Source organism: Dietzia lutea, assembly GCF_003096075.1.
In the GTDB taxonomy this organism is placed as follows: domain Bacteria; phylum Actinomycetota; class Actinomycetes; order Mycobacteriales; family Mycobacteriaceae; genus Dietzia; species Dietzia lutea.
In genome coordinates, this window is sequence record NZ_CP015449.1 from 2,701,599 (window position 1) to 2,721,140 (window position 19,542).

The 19,542-nt window shown below is 68.5% G+C and carries 18 protein-coding genes and 1 pseudogene; 12 read left to right on the forward strand and 7 right to left on the reverse strand.

Annotation, left to right across the window (positions count from 1 at the left end):
* Positions 1 to 6: 6 nt before the first annotated feature.
* The 3 genes from rfbB to A6035_RS12365 are packed head-to-tail and all read right to left on the reverse strand — an operon-like array spanning position 7 to position 3,236.
* Positions 7 to 1,077 carry a dTDP-glucose 4,6-dehydratase gene (gene rfbB / locus A6035_RS12355; RefSeq protein ID WP_108849269.1) on the reverse strand — a complete coding sequence of 357 codons (1,071 nt, stop codon included), beginning with the start codon at positions 1,075 to 1,077 and terminating at the stop codon, positions 7 to 9.
* A 10-nt stretch (positions 1,078 to 1,087) separates the two neighbouring features.
* The gene (locus A6035_RS18255; RefSeq protein ID WP_162533997.1) at positions 1,088 to 2,080 is read right to left on the reverse strand and encodes a hypothetical protein; all 993 of its coding nucleotides are present in this window, start codon (positions 2,078 to 2,080) and stop codon (positions 1,088 to 1,090) included.
* Between the two features lie 34 nt (positions 2,081 to 2,114).
* The gene (locus A6035_RS12365) at positions 2,115 to 3,236 is read right to left on the reverse strand and encodes a YihY/virulence factor BrkB family protein (protein WP_235026691.1); all 1,122 of its coding nucleotides are present in this window, start codon (positions 3,234 to 3,236) and stop codon (positions 2,115 to 2,117) included.
* A gap of 227 nt (positions 3,237 to 3,463) precedes the next feature.
* On the opposite strand from A6035_RS12365, the gene A6035_RS12370 reads away from it, so the two are divergent.
* From A6035_RS12370 to A6035_RS12405, 8 genes and pseudogenes are all read left to right on the forward strand, one after another.
* Entirely contained in the window at positions 3,464 to 4,684 is a 1,221-nt protein-coding gene (locus A6035_RS12370; protein ID WP_108848016.1) for a C4-dicarboxylate TRAP transporter substrate-binding protein, read from the forward strand.
* 26 nt (positions 4,685 to 4,710) lie between these two features.
* Entirely contained in the window at positions 4,711 to 5,244 is a 534-nt protein-coding gene (locus tag A6035_RS12375; RefSeq protein ID WP_108848017.1) for a TRAP transporter small permease subunit, read from the forward strand.
* Positions 5,237 to 6,739 carry a TRAP transporter large permease gene (locus tag A6035_RS12380; protein WP_108848018.1) on the forward strand — a complete coding sequence of 501 codons (1,503 nt, stop codon included), beginning with the start codon at positions 5,237 to 5,239 and terminating at the stop codon, positions 6,737 to 6,739. Before A6035_RS12375 ends, A6035_RS12380 begins: the two co-directional genes overlap by 8 nt.
* Positions 6,740 to 6,816: 77 nt before the next feature.
* Positions 6,817 to 7,974, forward strand: a complete 1,158-nt coding sequence (locus A6035_RS12385) for an acyl-CoA dehydrogenase family protein (RefSeq protein ID WP_108848019.1) — start codon at positions 6,817 to 6,819, stop codon at positions 7,972 to 7,974.
* Between the two features lie 19 nt (positions 7,975 to 7,993).
* Positions 7,994 to 9,601 carry an acyl-CoA synthetase gene (locus tag A6035_RS12390; protein ID WP_108848020.1) on the forward strand — a complete coding sequence of 536 codons (1,608 nt, stop codon included), beginning with the start codon at positions 7,994 to 7,996 and terminating at the stop codon, positions 9,599 to 9,601.
* Entirely contained in the window at positions 9,583 to 10,812 is a 1,230-nt protein-coding gene (locus tag A6035_RS12395) for a thiolase family protein (RefSeq protein WP_108848021.1), read from the forward strand. Before A6035_RS12390 ends, A6035_RS12395 begins: the two co-directional genes overlap by 19 nt.
* 27 nt (positions 10,813 to 10,839) lie before the next feature.
* A pseudogene (locus tag A6035_RS12400) lies at positions 10,840 to 11,560 on the forward strand (SDR family NAD(P)-dependent oxidoreductase).
* Between the two features lie 194 nt (positions 11,561 to 11,754).
* Positions 11,755 to 12,354, forward strand: coding sequence for a TetR/AcrR family transcriptional regulator (locus A6035_RS12405; protein ID WP_108848022.1), 600 nt, complete (start codon positions 11,755 to 11,757; stop codon positions 12,352 to 12,354).
* A 41-nt stretch (positions 12,355 to 12,395) separates the two neighbouring features.
* Here A6035_RS12405 and A6035_RS12410 read toward each other — a convergent pair whose 3' ends face one another.
* Positions 12,396 to 13,469 carry a YihY/virulence factor BrkB family protein gene (locus tag A6035_RS12410; protein WP_108848023.1) on the reverse strand — a complete coding sequence of 358 codons (1,074 nt, stop codon included), beginning with the start codon at positions 13,467 to 13,469 and terminating at the stop codon, positions 12,396 to 12,398.
* A gap of 210 nt (positions 13,470 to 13,679) precedes the next feature.
* Here A6035_RS12410 and A6035_RS12415 point away from each other — a divergent pair, with 210 nt between their 5' ends.
* The gene (locus A6035_RS12415) at positions 13,680 to 14,078 is read left to right on the forward strand and encodes a hypothetical protein (protein WP_108848024.1); all 399 of its coding nucleotides are present in this window, start codon (positions 13,680 to 13,682) and stop codon (positions 14,076 to 14,078) included.
* A gap of 198 nt (positions 14,079 to 14,276) precedes the next feature.
* Entirely contained in the window at positions 14,277 to 15,401 is a 1,125-nt protein-coding gene (locus tag A6035_RS12420; protein ID WP_244192431.1) for an NAD-dependent epimerase/dehydratase family protein, read from the forward strand.
* A 64-nt stretch (positions 15,402 to 15,465) separates the two neighbouring features.
* Here the strand turns inward: A6035_RS12420 and A6035_RS12425 are convergent, their stop codons facing one another.
* The gene (locus A6035_RS12425; RefSeq protein WP_108848026.1) at positions 15,466 to 16,287 is read right to left on the reverse strand and encodes a 3'(2'),5'-bisphosphate nucleotidase CysQ; all 822 of its coding nucleotides are present in this window, start codon (positions 16,285 to 16,287) and stop codon (positions 15,466 to 15,468) included.
* Between the two features lie 19 nt (positions 16,288 to 16,306).
* Positions 16,307 to 16,522, reverse strand: a complete 216-nt coding sequence (locus A6035_RS18260; RefSeq protein WP_153038728.1) for a hypothetical protein — start codon at positions 16,520 to 16,522, stop codon at positions 16,307 to 16,309.
* A 227-nt stretch (positions 16,523 to 16,749) separates the two neighbouring features.
* Here A6035_RS18260 and A6035_RS12430 point away from each other — a divergent pair, with 227 nt between their 5' ends.
* Both A6035_RS12430 and A6035_RS12435 read left to right on the forward strand, forming a co-directional pair.
* The gene (locus tag A6035_RS12430) at positions 16,750 to 17,685 is read left to right on the forward strand and encodes a sulfite exporter TauE/SafE family protein (protein ID WP_108848027.1); all 936 of its coding nucleotides are present in this window, start codon (positions 16,750 to 16,752) and stop codon (positions 17,683 to 17,685) included.
* 139 nt (positions 17,686 to 17,824) lie between these two features.
* Positions 17,825 to 18,307, forward strand: coding sequence for an RrF2 family transcriptional regulator (locus tag A6035_RS12435; protein ID WP_108848028.1), 483 nt, complete (start codon positions 17,825 to 17,827; stop codon positions 18,305 to 18,307).
* A 307-nt stretch (positions 18,308 to 18,614) separates the two neighbouring features.
* Here A6035_RS12435 and A6035_RS12440 read toward each other — a convergent pair whose 3' ends face one another.
* A complete protein-coding gene (locus A6035_RS12440) occupies positions 18,615 to 19,541 on the reverse strand; it encodes a sulfite exporter TauE/SafE family protein (RefSeq protein WP_108848029.1) in 927 nt (308 codons plus the stop codon).
* Position 19,542 lies beyond the last annotated feature (1 nt).

Consider the following 19,542-nt stretch of genomic DNA (forward strand, 5'->3'; position numbering starts at 1 on the left):
TCGCCGTCACAGGACCTTCTCCGTCCGGGCGTACTTCGCTTCCACCCGCTCCTTGACCGGCTTCCACCAGTCGCGGTGGTCGGCGTACCACTCGATGGTCTGCCGCAGGCCCTCGCGGAAATCCTGGTGCTGCGGCTCCCAGCCCAGCTCGGCGCGGGTCGCGGAGGCGTCGATCGCGTAGCGCAGGTCGTGGCCCGGGCGGTCGGTGACGTGGTCGAATCCCGGGTCCGAGCCGGCACCGCCGGGCTCGTTCGGGCCGGCCACGGCGCCGTCCTCCGAGCCGGTCACGCCCATGAGCTCGCAGATCATCCGCATGACCTCGAGGTTGGAGCGCTCGCCGTCGGCGCCGATGAGGTACGTCCGTCCCGGCTCGCCCGCCTCGAGGATGCGCAGGACCGCCGAGTTGTGATCGCCGACGTGGATCCAGTCCCGCACGTTGGCTCCACTGCCGTAGAGGCGGGGCCGCCGACCGTCGAGGATGTTGGTGATCTGCCGCGGGATGAACTTCTCCACGTGCTGGTAGGGCCCGTAATTGTTCGAGCAGTTGCTGATCGTGGCGCGCACCCCGAAGCTGCGGACCCACGCGCGCACCAGCATGTCCGCGCCCGCCTTGGTCGCCGAGTACGGGCTCGACGGGTTGTACGCCGTGGCCGGGGTGAACTTGGCCGGATCGTCGAGTTCCAGGTCCCCGTAGACCTCGTCCGTCGAGACGTGGTGCAGGCGCACGTCGTGACGGCGGCAGGCCTCGAGGACCGTGTACGTGCCCACGATGTTCGAGTGCACGAACGGCCACGGCGTGGCGAGCGAGTTGTCGTTGTGACTCTCCGCCGCGAAATGCACCACCGCGTCGCGCGGCCCCGTCAGCTCGGAGACCAACCGGTCCGTGATCGCGGCGTCCGCACAGTCGGCCTCCACCAGCCGGACCCGGTCAGCGGGAAGCCCGTGCAGGTTCGCACGGTTGGCGGCATACGTCATGGAGTCGAGCACCGTGACGTGGGCCTGCGGGTACTCGCGGACGACGGAGCGGACGAAGTTGGCGCCGATGAACCCGGCTCCCCCGGTGACGACGAGGCGCATGGGCACAACCCTACCGCCCGGCCGGACCGCCGCCCGACGACTCGTCGCCGCCCTGCGAAGGGTCCGCAGGGCGCCCCGGCTGCTCGGCGCGCTCAGGCGGCTCGGGCGGGCCCGGGTGGTCGGGCTGCTCGGGCTCGTCGGGCTGCTCGGCGGAGTGGCCGCGGGGTTGCCCCGCCGCCCATCGACGTTTGGTCTCGCGCGACCTGCGCGACTGCCGCACCGCCACCACCGCCAGAGCCACGCCCGCCAGCAACGGCACCCACACCTTGCTGTACTCGAGCAAGAACTCCACCCACCCCGGGATCGAGATCTCCGGCAGGTTGATCGACGGCAGCGTGATGGCCGGCCAGGGGATGCTCGGCAGGGAGAACTCCGGCCACGGGATGTCGATGTCCGGGATGCGCTCGAGGATCCAGTCGAGCACCGGTTCGAGAAGGCGGCCGATCAGGGGCAGCAGCACGATCATCGCGATCGCCCACCCCGACCTGCCGATGCCCGCCGCGACCGGGTAGACCGCACGCTTCCACGGCGTCGACGCGATCGCTTCCAGCCTGGCCTCGGCCGCGGAGCCGGGCGGTGGGTCGAAATACACGACGTCGCGAACCTCGCGGAACGTCACCTGGCGGACCGCCGTGTCGAGCATGTTGGTGCGCACCTGGATGCGCGGACTCGAGATCGGCGGCGCGGTGGTGTGCTCGCCCGGCTTCGGCGGATCCGCAGTGAGCGAGAAGCGTCGGTCACTGATCTGCCGGGCGCGCGCGATCACCTCGCCGTCACGCAGCAGTGCGCAACCCGGGGACGCGACGGCCGCCGGGGCGGACCCCTTTCTGGACGGCTTGCGCAGCGGGTATCCGGGGTCGACGGTGCGGAGTTCTTCCGGCGAACCCACCGCGAACTCGAGGACCCCGTGCTCGGGATGGTCGAGGCGCCAGATCTCCGGCGCGCCGTCGGTGGCGGGGACGTCGGGCGCAGGCCGGTCGCGCGCGGGCCGGTTCTCGCTCATCGCGGGCTCCTCGGTCGGCGTTCAGCCCCGCACCCTACTCGGCGCGGCGCTGCTCTTCGCCGGTCCCGGCGATTCTGCTCGGCGTCGGATCGCTGGCCTCGCTATCGCGACTCGCCTCGTCGTCGGGAGTCGTACCGTCGTCGCGACCGGTCTCGTCATCGCGCTCGCGCCGGAGCGTGCGGTACTCCGCGATCATCTTCTCGCGGCGGCGGTTCTCCCACTCGCAGGCCCGGGTGTCACGCGGCGTCACCTGGATGACCTCCTCGGCCGCGATGCCGGACCGCAGCTGCCGGACCCTCAGCACCTCTGCATCGAGACGCACCCCGAAGACCACGGCCATGTTGACCAGCCACAGCCACAGGAGAAAGACGATCACGCCGGCCAGCGAGCCGTACACGCGGTTGAAATTGCCGAAGTTAGAGACGAAGAAGCTCAGACCGGCCGTGGCGACGCCCATGATCGCCAACGCGGCGGCGGCCCCCAGCGACACCCACGAGAATCGGCGCCCGGAGATGTTGGGCGCGAACCGGTAGAGGATCGCCAACGCCAGGATCACCGCGACCACGGCAGCCGGCCACTTGGCCACTCCCCACACGGCCAGCGCCGTGTCGCCGAGTCCGATCCAGTCGCCCACCGTCTCCGCCACCGGGCCACTGAACGCCAGTGCCACCCCGCCGACGGCGACCAGGACGATCAGCAGCGCCGTCAGCGCGAGACCCGCGGGTAGCAGTCGCCACGGCGGCCGCCCTTCCTCGATGCCGAACATCGCGTTCATGGCCCTGCCGAGCGCACGCACGTATCGCGACGCCGACCACAATGCGACCGCCGTACCCACGAGGAGCGCGGTACCCGCGGCGGGAGTCGTGACCAGCGCTTCGACCGGTCCGCGCACCGGGTCGAGCACCTCCGACGGCGCGACGTCGGAGAGCATGTCCATCACCGCGTCCACCGTCCTGGAGCCCTGCCCGAAGACACCGAGCAGCGACACCACCACCAGCACAGCCGGAAACAGCGAGAGCACCCCGTAGTAGGTGAGCGAACCGGCGAGGTCCGGGCCACGGTCACGGAGGAACTCCGCCACCGAACGGACGAGCACCATGCGAACGGTGCGCAGTCCGCGTCGGGCACGGGCGGCGAGGGGTTGCGAGCTGGCCATCCACTCATTGTCGCCCCCGCACAAGGAGTGCTCCGTGCGCCGCGCCATCTGCTGTCCCATCCTCGGCGATGCGTGCGCCCTCGACGGAAACAGGGAGTAGCCAATTCATGACGATCATTTCTTGACAGCAACGCCAGGGCGCAGCTAACTTAACGAACGTTCGAACTGTGACGTGAATTACTTTCGCCTCGGGCTCGAACCTGTCACCTCCGTCATGAAGGAGCCCGATGAACATCACCAGCAAGGGCCACGCGGTGCGACGCACGGCGCTCGCCTTGACGATGGTCGGAGCGCTCGCAGCAACCTCCTGCTCCGGTGGGCACCGCATCACCGGCGACAGCCTCCAGACGATGGATCCGATCACCCTCCGCTACGGCGATTACACGACGGTGTCCTCGGCGGGTCCATTCCGCTCGTTCGCCGAGCAGGTGGAGCGCGAGTCCGGGGGCAAGATCACCTTTGACGAATACTGGGGCGGGAGCCTCGTCAAGGGTGCCGAGATGGCACAGGCGGTTCGTGGGGGAATCGTCGACATGGGCATGTTCACCCCGAGTTACTACCCGTCGGAGTTCCCGATGACCGACTGGACAACTCAGATGGCCAGCGTCGTCGAGCCGGAGTACCCGCTGGGAATGCTGCAGGCCTTCGCCGGAGGGAGCGAATTTGCCCTCACGGACCCGCTGATCGAGGAGCAGTTCTCGGATCAGGACATCAAACTCCTCTTCACCTGGACCCCGTCGACCAACTACCACCTCGTGTGCAAGGAGCCCGTGAACAGCCTCGCGGATGCGAGGGGTAAGAGGGTCCGAAGCGGGGGTGCCTTCAACTACGGCGAGATCGAAGCCCTCGGGATGGTCCCGGTGACGCTGCCGACAGGCGAGATCTACGAGGGACTTCAGCGGGGAGTGATCGACTGTTCACTGGCCAACGGCAAGATCATGATCGCTCTGGGACTGTGGGAGGTCGCCAAGCACTACGCCGACATCCCGTTCTCCAGCTACACGCAGTACGTGATCATGAACGAGGACGTCTGGAACAGGCTCCCCGAAGATGCTCGCCAGGTGATCGACGAGGCCCGGCTGACGTGGTTCGACGGCTACCTCCGCGAGGAGGGAATCGTTCTACACCAGCGGCTGCTCGCCGAGGGCGCCGACAAGGGCGTGAGCTTTTATGACGCCGATCCCGAGATCAAGGACACCCTCGAGGCCCATCAGGAGCAGTCGCTGCGCACTCTCCCCGATCGCGCGCCCGAGGACCTCGAGGACCCAGAAGGCACGGTCGAGCGATACCGCCTGATCATGGCCGACTGGAAAGCCCGCCTGGAGCACATGGGCTACAACGATCCGTCTCTATCCGAGATCCCCGACGACCCCGAGAACGTCGAGATCGACCTGGCTCCGTACCAGCAGACGGTCCGGTCCGAGCTCTTTCCCCGCACCACGCCCTGAACCCTCGCGAACCGTTGGAGGACACGATGGACACCGCTACTGATGCGGAGCGTCGCATCCCGGGCCAGAAGGCCCTCTCCCGGGTGCTATACGCCAGTGCAGTCATCGCCGGTATCGCCACCCTCGCAATGGGCGTTCACATCGCCGCGGACGTCGGCTTCCGCAATCTTGGTGGCGCTCCCCTACCAGGCACCCTTGAGATCACTCAGAACTGGTCGATGGTGGTGATCGTGATGTTGGCAATGGGTTACGCGGAGAGAATCGGCGAACACATCAACGCCACAATCCTCACCCAGTACCTGGATCCAGTCTCCCGCTGGTGGTCTGACCTGATCGTCAGACTGCTGATGTTTCTGTTCGTCTCGGCACTCACCTACTACTCGATCCTGGCGGCGATCTTTGCTGTTCAGGTCCAGCAGATCGCCCTCGGCGCGATCACGATCCCGATCTGGCCGGTGAAAATCGTGCTCGCGCTCGGGTTCGCCCTGTTCGCACTCCAGCTCCTGATGTCGGTCATCAGTCTGGTGACCAACGACCGCACGAGGAAGTCCAATGTCTGACGCCACCCTCGTCACCGACCGCACCGGCGTCGCTACGGCCGAAGACCTCAGCGCCCCGGAACCCAATCGGAACCTCATCCGTGCCTACTGGGGGAACTTCGTCTTCGCCCTTGTCCTCGCGGCGGTAATTCTGTTCACTCCGGACCTTCCCGACACGATCGTCGGCATACTGACCGTTCTTCTGTCCATCGTCGCAATGGTCGCCGGAATCCATGTCGGGATCGCCATCATGGGAGCCGGCGCCGTGGGCCTGTGGAAGCTGGCAGGCACCGGCGCTGTCGCAGTGACGTTCGAGGACGTTCCATTCACCGCCGCCGCCAGTTGGAGCCTGTCGGTAATCCCGCTGTTCATCCTTATGGGCGTGACGATGGGCCGGTTCAACCTCACGGGAAAGCTGTTCAGCTCGGCCCAGGCCTGGCTCGGCCGACTTCCCGGAGGGCTCGCGGTATCGACCAACTTCGCGGGCGCGGGCCTGGCGGCTTCGAGCGGGAGTTCGATCGCCATCTCCTACGCGCTCGGTCGCACCACCGTCCCGGAGATGCTCCGCGCCGGATACAAGCCGTCGCTGGCAACCGGTGTTGTAGCCATGTCCGGCACCCTGGGGATGCTCATCCCGCCGAGCGTGATCCTCGTGATCTACGCGGGTGTCGCGGAGACGCCCGTCGGCCCCCAGCTTCTCGCCGCGCTCGTCCCGGGCCTGCTCACCGCCCTGGCGTACGGCGTCCTCATCGTGGTCAGGTGCAGTCTCGACCCGACCTTGGGGCCCAGGTCGACCATCCGCTACACCTGGCGGGCGCGGTTTCGTTCCCTCTGGGACGTAACTCCGGTCACACTCATTCTGATCCTCATCATCGGCGGGATGTACACCGGGGTATTCACGCCGACGGAAGCAGGAGCATTCGGTGCCCTCGCCGCGATACTGCTGGGCTGGCTGTTCGGCGACGACCGTTCCGCCCGACACCTGGTGCGGACCGTGCTGACCTCTCTCCGCGAGACCGCTGCCAGCGTCGCCTCGATCTTCCTTCTCCTCATGGGCGTGCACGTACTCACCAGAGTGGTCGCGCTGTCCGGCGTCGCGGACTGGATCACCGAGACGATCTCCTCACTCGGCTTGAGCCGGACGCTGTTCCTCATCTGCCTGATCTTCGCGTTCCTCATCCTCGGAATGTTCATGGACGGTCTTGCGATGATTCTGCTCACCGTGCCGATCCTGATGCCGGTCCTCTCCACTTTCGACATCAGCCTCCTGTGGTTCGGCGTCTTCATGGTGATCCTGGTCGAGCTCGCACTGGTCACCCCTCCGATTGGCATGCTCAGCTACATCATCCACCGGATTGCGTCCCACCCGGAGGTCAACCGCGGGGCGACGATCCGCCTGTCAGATGTGTTCAAGGGCGTGTCCTGGTTCGTCGTCACCAGCGCGGTCATCCTCGTGGCCCTGATCTTCTTCCCCGACATCGCCCTCTGGTTACCCGAGACCTCCGCCGCAGAGTGACCACACCGTCCGACCACGCGTCGCGATCCCCCGAACTGCGCCCCACGACCGACCGTCACACAACACTGGAGTGAAGCATGCAGCGAACGATCTTCTCCCGCGAGCAGGACGAGTTCCGCAAACTGGTACGCGACTTCATCGCCAAAGAGGTGGCCCCGCATCGTGAGGAGTGGGACGAGCTGGGGCGTCCGCCACGCGAGTTCTTTCGAAAGCTCGGCGATCTGGGCATCCTCGGCGTCCAGGTCCCTGAGGAATTCGGAGGCGGTGGTGAAACCAGCTTCAAATACAGCGCGATCGTGTTCGAAGAGGTCGCCCGCGCCGGTGTGTCCTTCGGCTCGTACACCGTGCACTGCTGCCTGATCCTCCCCTACCTCCTCGAGTACGGGACGCAGAAGCAGAAGGAGCGTTGGCTGCCGGGGTTCGCCTCCGGGGAGCTGATGACCGCCATCGCGATGACAGAGCCCGGCACCGGGTCGGACCTGGCGAACATCGCCACCACCGCCAAGCTCAGCGACGACGGGAGCCACTACATCGTCAACGGGTCCAAGACCTTCATCACCGGCGGCGTCACCGCGGATATGATCCTGACGATCTGCCGCACCTCCCCATTCGACCCCGAGAACCGACGCCACGGGTTGTCCATCCTGTGCGTGCCCACTGACTCGGAGGGCTTCTCCGTGGGACGGAAGCTCGAAAAGATCGGCCTGCGTCAGCAAGATACCGCCGAATTGTCATTTGCCGACGTCAAAGTGCCGGCGGAGAACCTATTAGGCGAGAAGGACGCGGCATTCGCATACCTCACCCACAACCTTCCGCAGGAGCGCCTGAGCATCGCGCTCAACGCTGTCTCGCAGTCCGAGGCCGCGCTTCGCCTCGCCGCCGACTACACGCGTGACCGGAATGTGTTCGGCAAGCCCGTCTCGAGCTTTCAGAACACGAAATTCGTACTAGCCGAATGCGCGACCGAGGTGGAGGTGGCCCGCGTGTACGTCGACCGGTGCCTAGAGCTGCTCGACCGCGGCGAGCTCACCGTCGCCGATGCCGCCAAAGCCAAACTCCACGCCACGGAGATGGCCGCGCGGGTGATCGACCGCTGCCTGCAGTTGCACGGTGGCTACGGCTACATCACCGAGTACCCGATCGCCCGCCTCTACGCCGACACCCGCGTCTCCCGGATCTACGGCGGCACGAGCGAGGTCATGAAGTCGATCATCGCCAAGAGCCTCGGGCTCTGACTCACCGAAGGAGGACGACATGTATCCCGGAAGATTCGCCGCGACCCACCCCGACAAACCGGCCGTCATCGAGGACGCCACCGGGCGCGTAGTCACCTTCTCCGATCTCGAGACCCGCTCCGTGCGGTTTGCCAACTGGCTCCTCGCCCAGGGATTGAAGCCCGGCGATCACATCGCCGCCCTGTCGGTCAACGACGCAAGCGTCTTCGAACTCTACTGGGGCGCTATGAGGTGCGGCCTCTATTTCACGATGGTCAATACCCATCTGACCACCGAGGAAGTCGCCTACATCGTGGGAGACAGCGGAGCCCGCGTTCTGCTCGTCTCCGGCCCTCTCGCAGACCTCGGTGCGGCGATCGTCGAGCACACGCCGGACGTCGAGCACCGCCTGGCGTTCGCGGGCGAGGTCCCCGGTCACGTCAACTACGAGGCCACCATGGCGGGGATGTCCGCCGCACCGCCGGCAGACCAACCACGTGGCGCGGACATGCTCTACTCCTCCGGCACCACCGGACGGCCCAAGGGGATCAAGCCCGCACTCGACGGCGCTCAGGTGGGCGACGAGCCGGGTCCTTCGCTCACTGCGCGCATGAAGCGCAACTACGACTTCGGCGAGCACACCGTCTACCTATCCCCCGCCCCGATCTACCATGCCGCACCCCTGCGGTACGCCACGGGTGCGCAGGCCCACGGCGGGACAGTGATCCTCATGGACCGCTTCGACCCGGAGCGGTCCCTGGCCGCGATACAGAAGTACGGCGTCACGCACAGCCAGTGGGTTCCCACCCACTTCATCCGGATGCTCAGATTGCCGCAGGGCGTGCGCGAATCCTACGACGTGTCCTCGATGCAGGTCGCGATCCACGCCGCCGCACCCTGCCCGGTTGAGATCAAGCAGGCCATGCTCGACTGGTGGGGTCCCGTGATCTACGAGTACTACTCATCCACCGAGTCCAACGGGGCCACCACAATCTCCCCAGCGGAGTGGCTACTCAAGCCAGGCAGCGTGGGCCGCGTCGGCCCGGGGTCCTCCGGCATCGTCCACATCTGCGACGAGCTGGGTGAGGTACTCCCCACCGGGCAGGACGGGTGGATCTACTTCGAACGGGACGACTATTGCTTCGAGTACCACAACGATCCAGAGAAGACCGCCGATACGCGGCACCCTGATCACGAGAACTGGACCACCATCGGCGACATCGGCCATCTCGACGAGGACGGTTATCTGTTCCTCACCGACCGTGCCAAGTTCACGATCATCTCGGGCGGGGTGAACATCTACCCGCAGGAGATCGAGAACTGCATCGCCGTGCACCCGGCCGTCATCGATGTCGCGGTGATCGGGGTGCCCGACGACGTGATGGGGCAGGCTGTCAAGGCCGTGGTCCAGTTGGCACCAGGGGTCCCTCCGACCGATGAGGTGGCCGAGCGGATCAAGCAGCACTGCCTCGACAAGATCGCCCGGTACAAGTGCCCCGCGAGCGTCGCGTTCACCGAGCTCATCCCCCGCACCCAGACCGGGAAGCTGGTCAAGCATCGGCTGGACGCCTCCGCCGGACGTCGGACACCCGAGTCGTCACCCGACTCCTCACGAGAATCGGAGAACCCGTGCCCAACGCAGTCATAGTCGACGCCGTCCGCTCCCCGATGGGCAAGGGTGAACCGGGCGGCGCGATCGCTGACCTGCATCCGGTCGATCTGTTGGGCCAGGTCCTCTCCGGACTCGCGAACCGGACAGGCCTCGACACGAGGACCGTCGAGGACGTGATCGTCGGGGTCGTCAGCCAGGTCGGCGAGCAGTCCGGCACCGTGGGCCGTCAGGCCGCCCTCGCCGCCGGATTCCCGGAGCACGTCCCCGGCGTAACGGTCGAACGCAAGTGCGGATCCAGCCAGCAGGCGGTGGACTTCGCCGTCCAAGGGGTGGTCGCCGGCGGATACGACGTCGTGATCGCAGCCGGACTCGAATCCATGAGCCGGATCCACATGGGACTCAACAAGCTCGATATGGACCCCAACGGCCCGGCCGTACACGAGCGGTACCCAGACCTGACCAACCAGGGCGTGGCCGCCGAGCTGGTGGCGGCGAGATGGAGCCTGTCCCGCGAGCGAATCGACGAGTACGCCGCGCGCTCTCACGCACGAGCCGACGCCGCGCGCTCTCACGCACGAGCCGACGCCGCGCGCTCTCACGCACGAGCCGACGCCGCGCGCTCAGCGGGGTGTTGCGACGACGAGATCGTGCCGGTCACCACGCCGGCGGATGTGGTCGACGGCGACGAATCGATTCGACCCCACACCACCGCCGAGAGTCTGGCCGGTTTTCGTACCGCGTTCGATTCCAGTCCGGCACGAGGACGGTACCCCGAGCTGGAATGGATGATCACAGCCGGCAGTTCCTCGCAGATCACCGATGGCGCCGCTGCGATTCTCGTCATGAACGAGGATGTCGCGCAGTCCCTCGGACTGACCCCGATCGCGAGGATCGTGGCCTCTGCCGTCGTCGCCGACGATCCGGTCCTCATGCTCACCGGCCCAATCCCGGCCGCACGCAAGGTACTGAGCCGTGCCGGGATGACTCTCGAGCAGATGGACGCCTACGAGGTCAATGAGGCCTTCGCATCCGTGCCGCTGGCCTGGAGGGACGAGATGGGTGCCGACGACGACAAACTTAACCCCGTCGGCGGGGCGATCGCACTCGGGCACCCCCTGGGCGCCTCGGGCGCCCGCCTCATGATCACGATGATCCACCACCCGCACCGAACCGGTGGGCGATACGGCCTCCAGACGATGTGCGAGGCCGGAGGCAGGGCCAACGCCACCGTCGTCGAAGCGCTCTGACCCCTCTTGCAGAGAAAGGCGGTGCCGATGCACCTCACAGATGCGAGCGCGCTGGTGACCGGAGGGGCCTCAGGACTCGGCCGCGCCACAGTGGCCCGGCTCGTCGAGGCCGGAGTCCCCACAGTCCTGGCGGACCTCCCGTCCTCGGACGGGAAGCAGGTGGCTGAGTCGTTCGGGAGGCACCGGTGTCGTGCTGGCGGCCACAGAGCGAGCCCCGCTGAGAGCGGTCATCCATTGCGCGGGCATCGGACGAACCGTCCGGGTTGTGGGCAGGGAGGGCGAACCCGGCTCGATGGAAGACTTCGAAACAGTGGTGCGCGTGAACCTCCTCGGGTCGTTCAACGTCCTGCGCATCGCCGCGGCCGAGATGGCCAAGAACCAACCCGTGGACGGGGAGCGCGGTGTGGTCGTGATGACGGCCTCTGTAGCAGCGTGGGAGGGGCAGATCGGACAGATGCCCTACTCGGCCTCCAAGGCAGAGATCGTCGGAATGACGATCGTCGCCGCTCGCGACCTCGCGCGACGCCAAATCCGCGTCAACACCATCGCCCCCGGAATCTTTGAAACACCAATTTTTGACCGGCACCCGGCGGCGCTGGTCGAGAGCCTTGCGGCACAGATCCCCCACCCCTCGCGGCTAGGCCGACCCGACGAGTACGCCAAGCTCGCGATGCACATCCTCGACAACTCGATGATCAACGGCGAGACCATCCGCATCGACGGCGCGATACGCATGGCCCCGAAATGAGCTTCCACTGCGCTGGGCGATCGCTGAAACCCCCGACCATGCGCGCTGTATCACCGCGGTGCTCCGGAGAGGAGTAGTCCGAGAAAAAGAGGGAGAACTTCATGAGGATATTGTTCTCGAGAGACGCCCGCGAAGATGCGCTGGCGGGCAGAGCGAATCGTCGGCCGCAGTCGGCAGCCGGATGAGGGGGCACGATGACTGGTGGCACGATTCAGAACGAATTGTTGGCGGTCGCGCGCCGCGAGTTCGTCGAGCGGGGCTACGGCGGCGCATCAATCCGCTCGATCGCCCAGAAGACCGGTGTGAGCCTGTCGGCCATGTACTACCACTACGCCAGCAAGCAAGAACTCCTCGCGGCAATGCTCAACGCGGGTATGGACTCCTTCGAACAGCGGGTCCGCGCAGAATTCGAGGCCGAGGATCCCACCCCCACCGGTCGTCTACTCGGGTACGTGGCCTCCCTGGTCCGATTCCGAACACTCGAACAGGAACAGTCCCGGCTGGTGCAGACGGAAACACGAAATCTCGAGCCGGAGCACCTCGACGCGTATAGAGAGCGTCAACGGCAATCCAGTGAGCCGCTGCGTCTAGCGGTGGCGGACGGCGTCGCATCCGGAGATTTCCGCACTCCATATCCCGAGGATTCGTACAGATCCATCCTCGGTATGTGCAACGCGATCGCCCATTGGTACGACCCCGCCGGCCCTCTACCCGTCGACGAGCTCGTGCGCCGCTACCAGGACCTGGCGTTGCAGGTGGTGTACCACCACGACATAACGGCGTCGCCGGCCTGACCCGCGCGCCGCGTCGGGCCAGGCTGGGAGGTCTCCGGCGGTCAGTCGCGGCGGCGGGCCTCCTCCGCCTGGGCCTCGCGGCGGACGTCGGCCGCGTCGTCAACGGTCTGCTGGTGCTTCTCGGCCGCCTTGTCGCTCGCCGTGGTGTCGCGCGGCGGGAGCTGGATGGTCTCCTCCGCATGCATCCCCGCCTGCAGCTCGCGGGCACGCTCGACCTCGGCGTCGACCTCCGCCCCGAACAGCAGCGCGTTGTTGGTGATCCACAGCCAGAGCAGGAAGATGATGACGCCGGCGAGGGAGCCGTAGGTGGCGTTGTAGCTGCTGAAGTTGGTCACGTAGAAGACGAAGCCGCCGGTCGCCACCGCCCACACGAGCAGCGCGATGACGGCGCCGATCGAGATCCAGCGGAACTTGGGTTGCTTGACGTTGGGCGCGAACCCGTAGAGCACGGCCAGGATGACGACGACGACGAGGACGAGCACCGGCCACTTGGCGATCCCCCACACGGTCACGGCCGTCTCCCCCAGACCGATCAGATTCCCCGCCCATTCGGCGATCGGTCCGCTCACCACCAGGATGAGCCCGGCGAGACAGACCAGGAGCAACAGGACCGCGGTCAGCAGAACCGTGACGGGCTTGAGCTTCCAGAAGGGCCGACCTTCTTCGACCTCGTAGATGCGGTTCATCGCCCGGCCGAACGCGCCGACGTAGCCCGAGGCCGACCACAGCGCACCGGCGAGACCGGTGATGAGGGCGATGCCGGCGGCCGGGGTGTTGACGACCGACTCGATGGGCCCGCGCAGCGCGGCGAGGGTCTCCTCGGGGGCGGCGCCCTCGAGGAGTTCCATGACCGCGTCCACCGTGGCCTGGCCCTGGCCGAACACGCCGAGGAGCGAGACCACCGCGAGCAGGGCGGGGAACAAGGACAACACCGCGAAGTACGTCAGACTCGCGGCGAGATCGGTGCACTTGTCCCTGGAGAACTCGGACAGGGCGCGCTTGATACCGATCTTCCACGCGCTGCCCTTCAGCGAGGTGGGCGACTCGGGCTTACCGTGATCGGGGTCGGCATCCGAACTGGGTTTGTCGGTGATGTCGCGGCTCGTCGTGCTCATACCTTGAACTCTGGCATCACCGGGGCCCTTCCGCATCCGTGCCGGGGCCCGCACCCTCCGGACGCGCGTGTCCGTGCGCCCGCACGCCCGGAGGGATACGGTGGCTCCCCTGTGATGTGGCGTCCGGACCCGGCTGGGCTACTCTGTTCTGTGTCACGTCACCAAAGTGGTGTACGAACGCACACGCGACAACGATCAAAGGAGAAACCGATGAGCCTGTCCAACGCGATCCTCCGCGGCGTCACCGGCGCTTTCGTCCTCAACTCCGGCCTGAGCAAGCGCGGCATGCCCACCGAGGCCGCGCAGGGCCTGCAGGGTTTCGCCGCCACGGGCGTGCCCGCCGTGAACCAGATGAATCCGGACACCTTCGGCAAGTTCGTCGCCTACTCGGAGATCGGCATCGGCGCCACGCTGCTCACCCCGGTGGTGCCCCGCCGGATCGCCGGCGCGGCCCTCGGCGTCTTCTCGGCGGGCCTACTGGCGATGTACTTCCGCAACCCGGAGATGACCGAGTCCGACGGCATCCGCCCCAGCCAGGAGGGCATGTCCCTGGCCAAGGACGCGTTCATGGCCGCCATCGCCGGCGCGCTGGTCGTCGACAACTCCTGAGCTCCGGCCCGGCGGGCGCGGTGATGAGCGCCTGCCCGACCGCTGAGTACACGGCCCGGCCCCGTCTTCGCGGGACCGGGCCGTCGCTCGTCCCACCGGACCGGGTTCTCCCCCTTATCGCCGGGCCGTGGCCGTCCCGCGACCGGGCGCCCACGCGGTCCGGATGCGAAGCCCGCGCGCGTATCCGACCATGGGGCGATGACGCAGAACCCGGAGCCAGATTCCCCGGCCCGCCGGATGCGGATCGTCGTCACCGGCGCGAGCGGCAACGTGGGCACCCCGCTGTTGCGGAGGCTGCTCGCCGACGGCCACGAGGTGGTGGGCCTGTGTCGCCGCATCCCACCCGCCACCCCTCCGTATAGCGGCGCCTCCTGGCACCGCGTCGACCTGTCGTACGCGAGCGCCCACGACCTGGTGGAGATCTTCCGCGGCGCCGACGCGGTCATCCACCTCGCCTGGGGCTTCCAGCCCACCCGCGACGTGGACCACCATCACCGGCTGGGCGTCGGCGGGACCGCCGCGGTCGTGGAGGCGTGCCGGCTGGCGGGCGTGCCGCACCTGGTGCACCAGTCCTCGGTGGGCGCCTACGCCCCCGTCTCCGACGGCGGACCCGGGGTCTCGGTCGACAGGCGGGTCAGCGAGGACGCCGAACTCGGCGGAGTGCCCACCGCCGCCTACAACCGGCACAAGACGGCCGCCGAGCAGCTGCTGGACCGGCACGAGCGCAAGCATCCCGGCGCCCCGACGATCGCCCGCATGCGGCCCGCCTTCATCGTCCACGCCGAGGCCGCCTCGGGTCTGCTCCGCTACTTCACCCCGGCGCTCACGCCCGCGCGACTGCTCCGGGCGCTGCCGATCCTGCCGGTGGACCGCCGACTCACCGTGCCGCTCGTCCACGGCGACGACATGGCCTCGGCCCTGGCGGCCGCCGCGACGTCCGGCGCGGAGGGCGCGTTCAACATCGCCGCCGAACCGCCCATCACCCTCGACATGCTCGCCCGCGAACTCGGCGCGCGGCCGGTGCACCTGCCCTACCGCGTGCTGCGGCAGCTCGTCCACATCAGCTGGCTGCTGCGCCTCCAGCCGATCAGCATCGGCTGGGTCGATCTGGCGTTCGGCGCCCCGCTCATGCACACCACCCGCGCCCGCGCGGAGCTCGGCTGGCGCCCCACGGTCGCTGCGGACGAGGCGCTACGCGAGGTGATCGACGCGATCGTCGCGGGCCGGGCCGGGACGTCACCACCACTGCGCCGACGGACCCTGCTCGACGCGCTGGCGGGTCTGTGCCGGGGCGGCGCGGTCGACGTCCGGCGACTGCCGTAGCCGCTGCGGGTCAGACCGAGGCGGCCGGCCAGATCGTGACCGCGCGCCAGACCGCGTCCGCGGGTCAGGCCCGGTCGGCGTCGGCGATCGCGCCGAGGATCGCGTCGGCGAGGTCGGCGCGGCACACGACGAGGTCCGGTAGGTAGGTCTCCGCCACGTTGTACTCGAGCGGCGAGCCGTCGATCCGCACCGCCACGAACCCGCGGGCCAGTGCGACCCCGGCGGGCGCCGCGGAGTCCCACTGGTACTGCCCGCCCGCGTGGATGTAGGCGTCGGCCTCGCCGCGAACGACGGCAGCCGCCTTGGCACCGGCCGAGCCCAGCGGCACCAGGTCCCCGTCCACCGCGCCGGCCACGGCACGGGCGAACGCGGGCGGGCGGGAGGCCGAGAGGACGATCCGCGGCCGGGAGCCCACGCGGGGCGGGAGGAGGCCTCCCCCGTCGACCCCGCCGTTGCCCACGGGTGCGGCGTAGATCTCGTCGTCGTCGACCCCACACACCACTCCGAGCGCCGGTAGTCCAACCGCGGCGGCGGTGAGCCGTGACGACGCCGGGTTCCCGTCGCGCTCCCACAGCGCCACGTGCACAGCCCAGTCGGGGCGGTCGCCGAGCCCGTACTCGCGGGTTCCGTCGACGGGGTCGATGATCCACACGCGGTCGGCGTCCACGCGGGAGAGATCGTCCTTGGACTCCTCGGACAGGACGGCGTCGCCGGGACGCGCGTCGGCGAGCCGCTCGAGCAACAGCTCGTTGGCTCGACGGTCGCCGATGTCGCCGAGCGTGCGCCCCGTGGGTCCGGAGGACCGGAGCTCCACCAGCAGACGGCCGGCGTCCGTGGCGAGGTCGACGGCGAGCTGCTGGTCCGGGGTGCGCGTGGCGGAGGTCATGGCCTCCAGCCTAGGAGGCTCACCGCCAGCGCGACCGGAGTCCCCTGCGCCGACCGTGTCCGTACTCGCGCACCACGCGGGCGGGCTGGTCCGGGCACCGGTGCGCATCCGCCGCCACCCGGGCCGCCCCCCGTGACGGCAGCGTGCCACTTCGAGCACCGCAGCGCTGGCATCCCCACACGGCTCCGTCCGCGGTCTCCTCGACAAAGCACACGCGCTCTCCGACCTCGTTCATGGGTCTCCTCGAGCATGGCGCCGGCCCCCTAGCCAGCGCGGTCCGCCTATATTGTCACAAATCTCTTATCGGCGGAAGTGGTGTCGTGCGTGTGCATCGCACCGACCGATCCCGGCCCGTGGGGCGTCGGCAGCGTCGGGCGAACAGACAGATCGGTCTAGACAAAGCCGCCTTCTCATGTCTACTGTCTCACTCGACTTAATCAATTCACTACCCCAGAGGTGCCCGTGAAGACTCTCATCGTTCTCGGCGTCGTCGGCGCCATCGCCCAACTCATCGACGGCTCCCTGGGCATGGCCTACGGGGTGACCTCCACGACGCTCCTTGTCGCGGCCGGCATCGCGCCCGCGGCCGCGTCGGCATCCGTGCACTTCGCCGAGATCGGGACCACCCTCGCGTCGGGCTTCTCCCATCACAAGCTCGGCAACGTGGACTGGCGGATCGTGCGCATCCTCGCCGTCCCGGGCGCGATCGGCGCGTTCGCCGGCGCCACCCTCCTCAGCAGCCTCCCGGCCGACGTGGCCAAACCGGTCGTGGGCGCCATCCTGCTCGCGCTCGGCCTCTACGTCCTCTACCGATTCCTCGCCCTCGGCGGCCGACGCCCCGAGTTCAAGGGGCGCGTCCGGACGGCCTTCCTCGTGCCGCTCGGCCTCGTCGGCGGGACGCTCGACTCGCTCGGGGGCGGCGGGTGGGGCCCGGTCGGCACGACCTCGCTGCTGTCGTCGGGCCGGGTCGAACCCCGCAAGGTCGTGGGCTCGATCGACACCTCCGAGTTCGTGGTGGCCGTGGGCGGCTCGCTCGGCTTCCTCCTCGGCCTGGGCGCCGCCGGGATCGACTGGGGTTACGCGCTGGCGCTGCTCATCGGCGGCGTGATCGTGGCGCCGTTCGCCGCGTGGCTGGTCAAGCACCTGCCCGCGCGCGTGCTCGGCACCGCGGCCGGCGGCCTGATCGTGGTGACCAACGCGCGCACCCTGCTGCTCTGGGCCGAGGTGCCGGCCGCGGCCACCAACCCGGTCCTCATCGCCCTGGTCGCCGTCTGGTTCGGCCTGATCGCGTGGGCCGTGCTCGCCGAGAGGAGAAACCGGGGCGACGACGACGAGTTCAGCACCTCCGACCGGCCCGCCCCGTCCGCGAGCGCCGGACCGGCTCCCGTCCACGCCTGAGATGTGAGCGGGTGCAACGCCTGCCTCCCTGGCGCTGCCACTTGGTCGCTCGTTCATCTGGACGGACGGCGAAGTGGTGCAGGCCGGTCCCGGCCACTCCCCCACTCGGTGTGCCGGGCGCTCTGGGAGACTGTGTCCCATGAGGGTCACCGCCAAGTCCGACTACGCGTTGCGCGCGCTCGTCGAACTCGCGGCGGCCCGGAGCGACGACCGCGCCCGGGACCCCAGGGACAGCCCGGTCAGCGCGGAGGAACTGGGCCGGCTGCAGGGCATCCCGCACGGCTTCCTCCAGGCGATCCTCTCGGACCTGCGGCGCGCGGGCCTGGTCGCCAGCCGGCGGGGGAAGACCGGTGGGTGGTTCCTCGGCCGGGACGCCGGCGAGATCACGGTCGCCGACGTCATGCGGGCGGTCGACGGGCCGCTGGTCAGCGTCTACGACGTCCGGCCCGAGGCGGTGGTCTACAACGAGCGCGCGGCAGTGCTGCAGCATGTGTGGATCGCGTCGCGGGCGGCGCTACGCCGGGTGATGGACGCGGTGACGATCGCCGACCTGGCCGCCGGGCACCTGCCGGGAGAGGTCCACGAGCTCACCCTCGACACCGACGCCTGGGAAGCCCGCTAGACACCGCCCGACTCGCGGCTCACAGCACAGCCGGCACCGGCCCGAGGCGCAGCCGCTCCTCGCCATGGCGTCTCGCCCACCCCGCAGTACGCGCCCGCCGCGCAGCCGTCGTGCCGCAGCCGCTCCCCAAGATGGCGTCTCGCGCCAGCCCCTGCCCGCCCACAACACAGCCGCTCCTCACGATGGCGTCTCGCCCACCCCGCGGTGCGCGCGAGACGCCATCTTGGCGTGCGGCTGCGTGTAGCGGGTGCGGCTGAGCCCAGCGAGCGGCAGCGTGGGCGGGGCGGCTGGCCCGGTGTCGCCCGACTCAGGCGTGAGTCGATGCCCCGGGCCGCTGCTCCACCGGCTTGTCGAGGTGCACCGAGAACCGGCGCACGAGCATCCGCCACACCAGCGGGCCGCCCACGACCAGCACCAGCGTGATGATCCCGATCAGCAGCGGCGACGCGCCGAGCATGGCCGACGCCGTCACCGCGAGCACGATCGTGATGCCGCGGCGGATGAGCCCGCCCGGCACGCGCCCGGCGAACCTCGAGCCGAAGAACGTGCCGATCGCACCGCCCACGAGCAGCGGCACGAGCAGGTTCCAGTCGACGCCGGTCACCATGACGTGCCCGATCGCGGCCGCGATCACCAGGGGGACCGCCTGCACGAGGTCGGTGCCCACCAGCCGCAGCGCGGCCAGCGTCGGGTAGAGCAGCATGATGCACATCATGATGACGGTCCCCGAGCCCACCGAGGTGATGCCCACCATCAGACCGCCGATCACGCCGACGAGCAGCGTGAGCACGGGCTTGACCGGCGGGTCCGGGTCGTCACCGGCGCGGATACGCCCGGACATCTCGAAGAACGCCCGCAGGAAGTAGGCCGTCGACGCCACGATGAGGGTCGCGCCGATGGCCTTCTTGAGCATCCCCTGCACGTCCTCGGCCCCGATCGCGTGCACGAGCCACGCGCCGAGGTACGCAGTGGGCACCGAGCCGATGATCAGCCAGAACGCGATCTTGAGATTGGGTTTGCCGTGCCGCCAGTGCACGCCCGCGCCCACGACCTTGTTGACCGCGTTGACCACCAGGTCGTTGGCGACGGCCGCCGTCGGCGGGATGCCCACGAGGATGAGCGCCGGCGTCATGAGTGCGCCGCCGCCCATCCCCGTCAGGCCGATCACCACGCCGATGACGGCGCTGACGACCAGCAGGCCGAGCGAGTCGTAGGTCCACAGGGCCTCGGGCACC

What these genes read in the sequence shown, in the direction of transcription:
- A6035_RS12370 (WP_108848016.1), top strand. Translation starts at nt 3,464, where the DNA reads ATGAACATCACCAGCAAGGGCCACGCGGTGCGACGCACGGCGCTCGCC.
- A6035_RS12365 (WP_235026691.1), bottom strand. Translation starts at nt 3,236, where the DNA reads ATGGCCAGCTCGCAACCCCTCGCCGCCCGTGCCCGACGCGGACTGCGC.
- A6035_RS12425 (WP_108848026.1), bottom strand. Translation starts at nt 16,287, where the DNA reads ATGACCTCCGCCACGCGCACCCCGGACCAGCAGCTCGCCGTCGACCTC.
- A6035_RS12390 (WP_108848020.1), top strand. Translation starts at nt 7,994, where the DNA reads ATGTATCCCGGAAGATTCGCCGCGACCCACCCCGACAAACCGGCCGTC.
- A6035_RS12375 (WP_108848017.1), top strand. Translation starts at nt 4,711, where the DNA reads ATGGACACCGCTACTGATGCGGAGCGTCGCATCCCGGGCCAGAAGGCC.
- A6035_RS12385 (WP_108848019.1), top strand. Translation starts at nt 6,817, where the DNA reads ATGCAGCGAACGATCTTCTCCCGCGAGCAGGACGAGTTCCGCAAACTG.
- A6035_RS12405 (WP_108848022.1), top strand. Translation starts at nt 11,755, where the DNA reads ATGACTGGTGGCACGATTCAGAACGAATTGTTGGCGGTCGCGCGCCGC.
- A6035_RS12380 (WP_108848018.1), top strand. Translation starts at nt 5,237, where the DNA reads ATGTCTGACGCCACCCTCGTCACCGACCGCACCGGCGTCGCTACGGCC.
- A6035_RS12410 (WP_108848023.1), bottom strand. Translation starts at nt 13,469, where the DNA reads ATGAGCACGACGAGCCGCGACATCACCGACAAACCCAGTTCGGATGCC.
- A6035_RS18255 (WP_162533997.1), bottom strand. Translation starts at nt 2,080, where the DNA reads ATGAGCGAGAACCGGCCCGCGCGCGACCGGCCTGCGCCCGACGTCCCC.
- A6035_RS12420 (WP_244192431.1), top strand. Translation starts at nt 14,277, where the DNA reads ATGACGCAGAACCCGGAGCCAGATTCCCCGGCCCGCCGGATGCGGATC.
- rfbB (WP_108849269.1), bottom strand. Translation starts at nt 1,077, where the DNA reads ATGCGCCTCGTCGTCACCGGGGGAGCCGGGTTCATCGGCGCCAACTTC.
- A6035_RS12435 (WP_108848028.1), top strand. Translation starts at nt 17,825, where the DNA reads ATGAGGGTCACCGCCAAGTCCGACTACGCGTTGCGCGCGCTCGTCGAA.
- A6035_RS18260 (WP_153038728.1), bottom strand. Translation starts at nt 16,522, where the DNA reads ATGAACGAGGTCGGAGAGCGCGTGTGCTTTGTCGAGGAGACCGCGGAC.
- A6035_RS12415 (WP_108848024.1), top strand. Translation starts at nt 13,680, where the DNA reads ATGAGCCTGTCCAACGCGATCCTCCGCGGCGTCACCGGCGCTTTCGTC.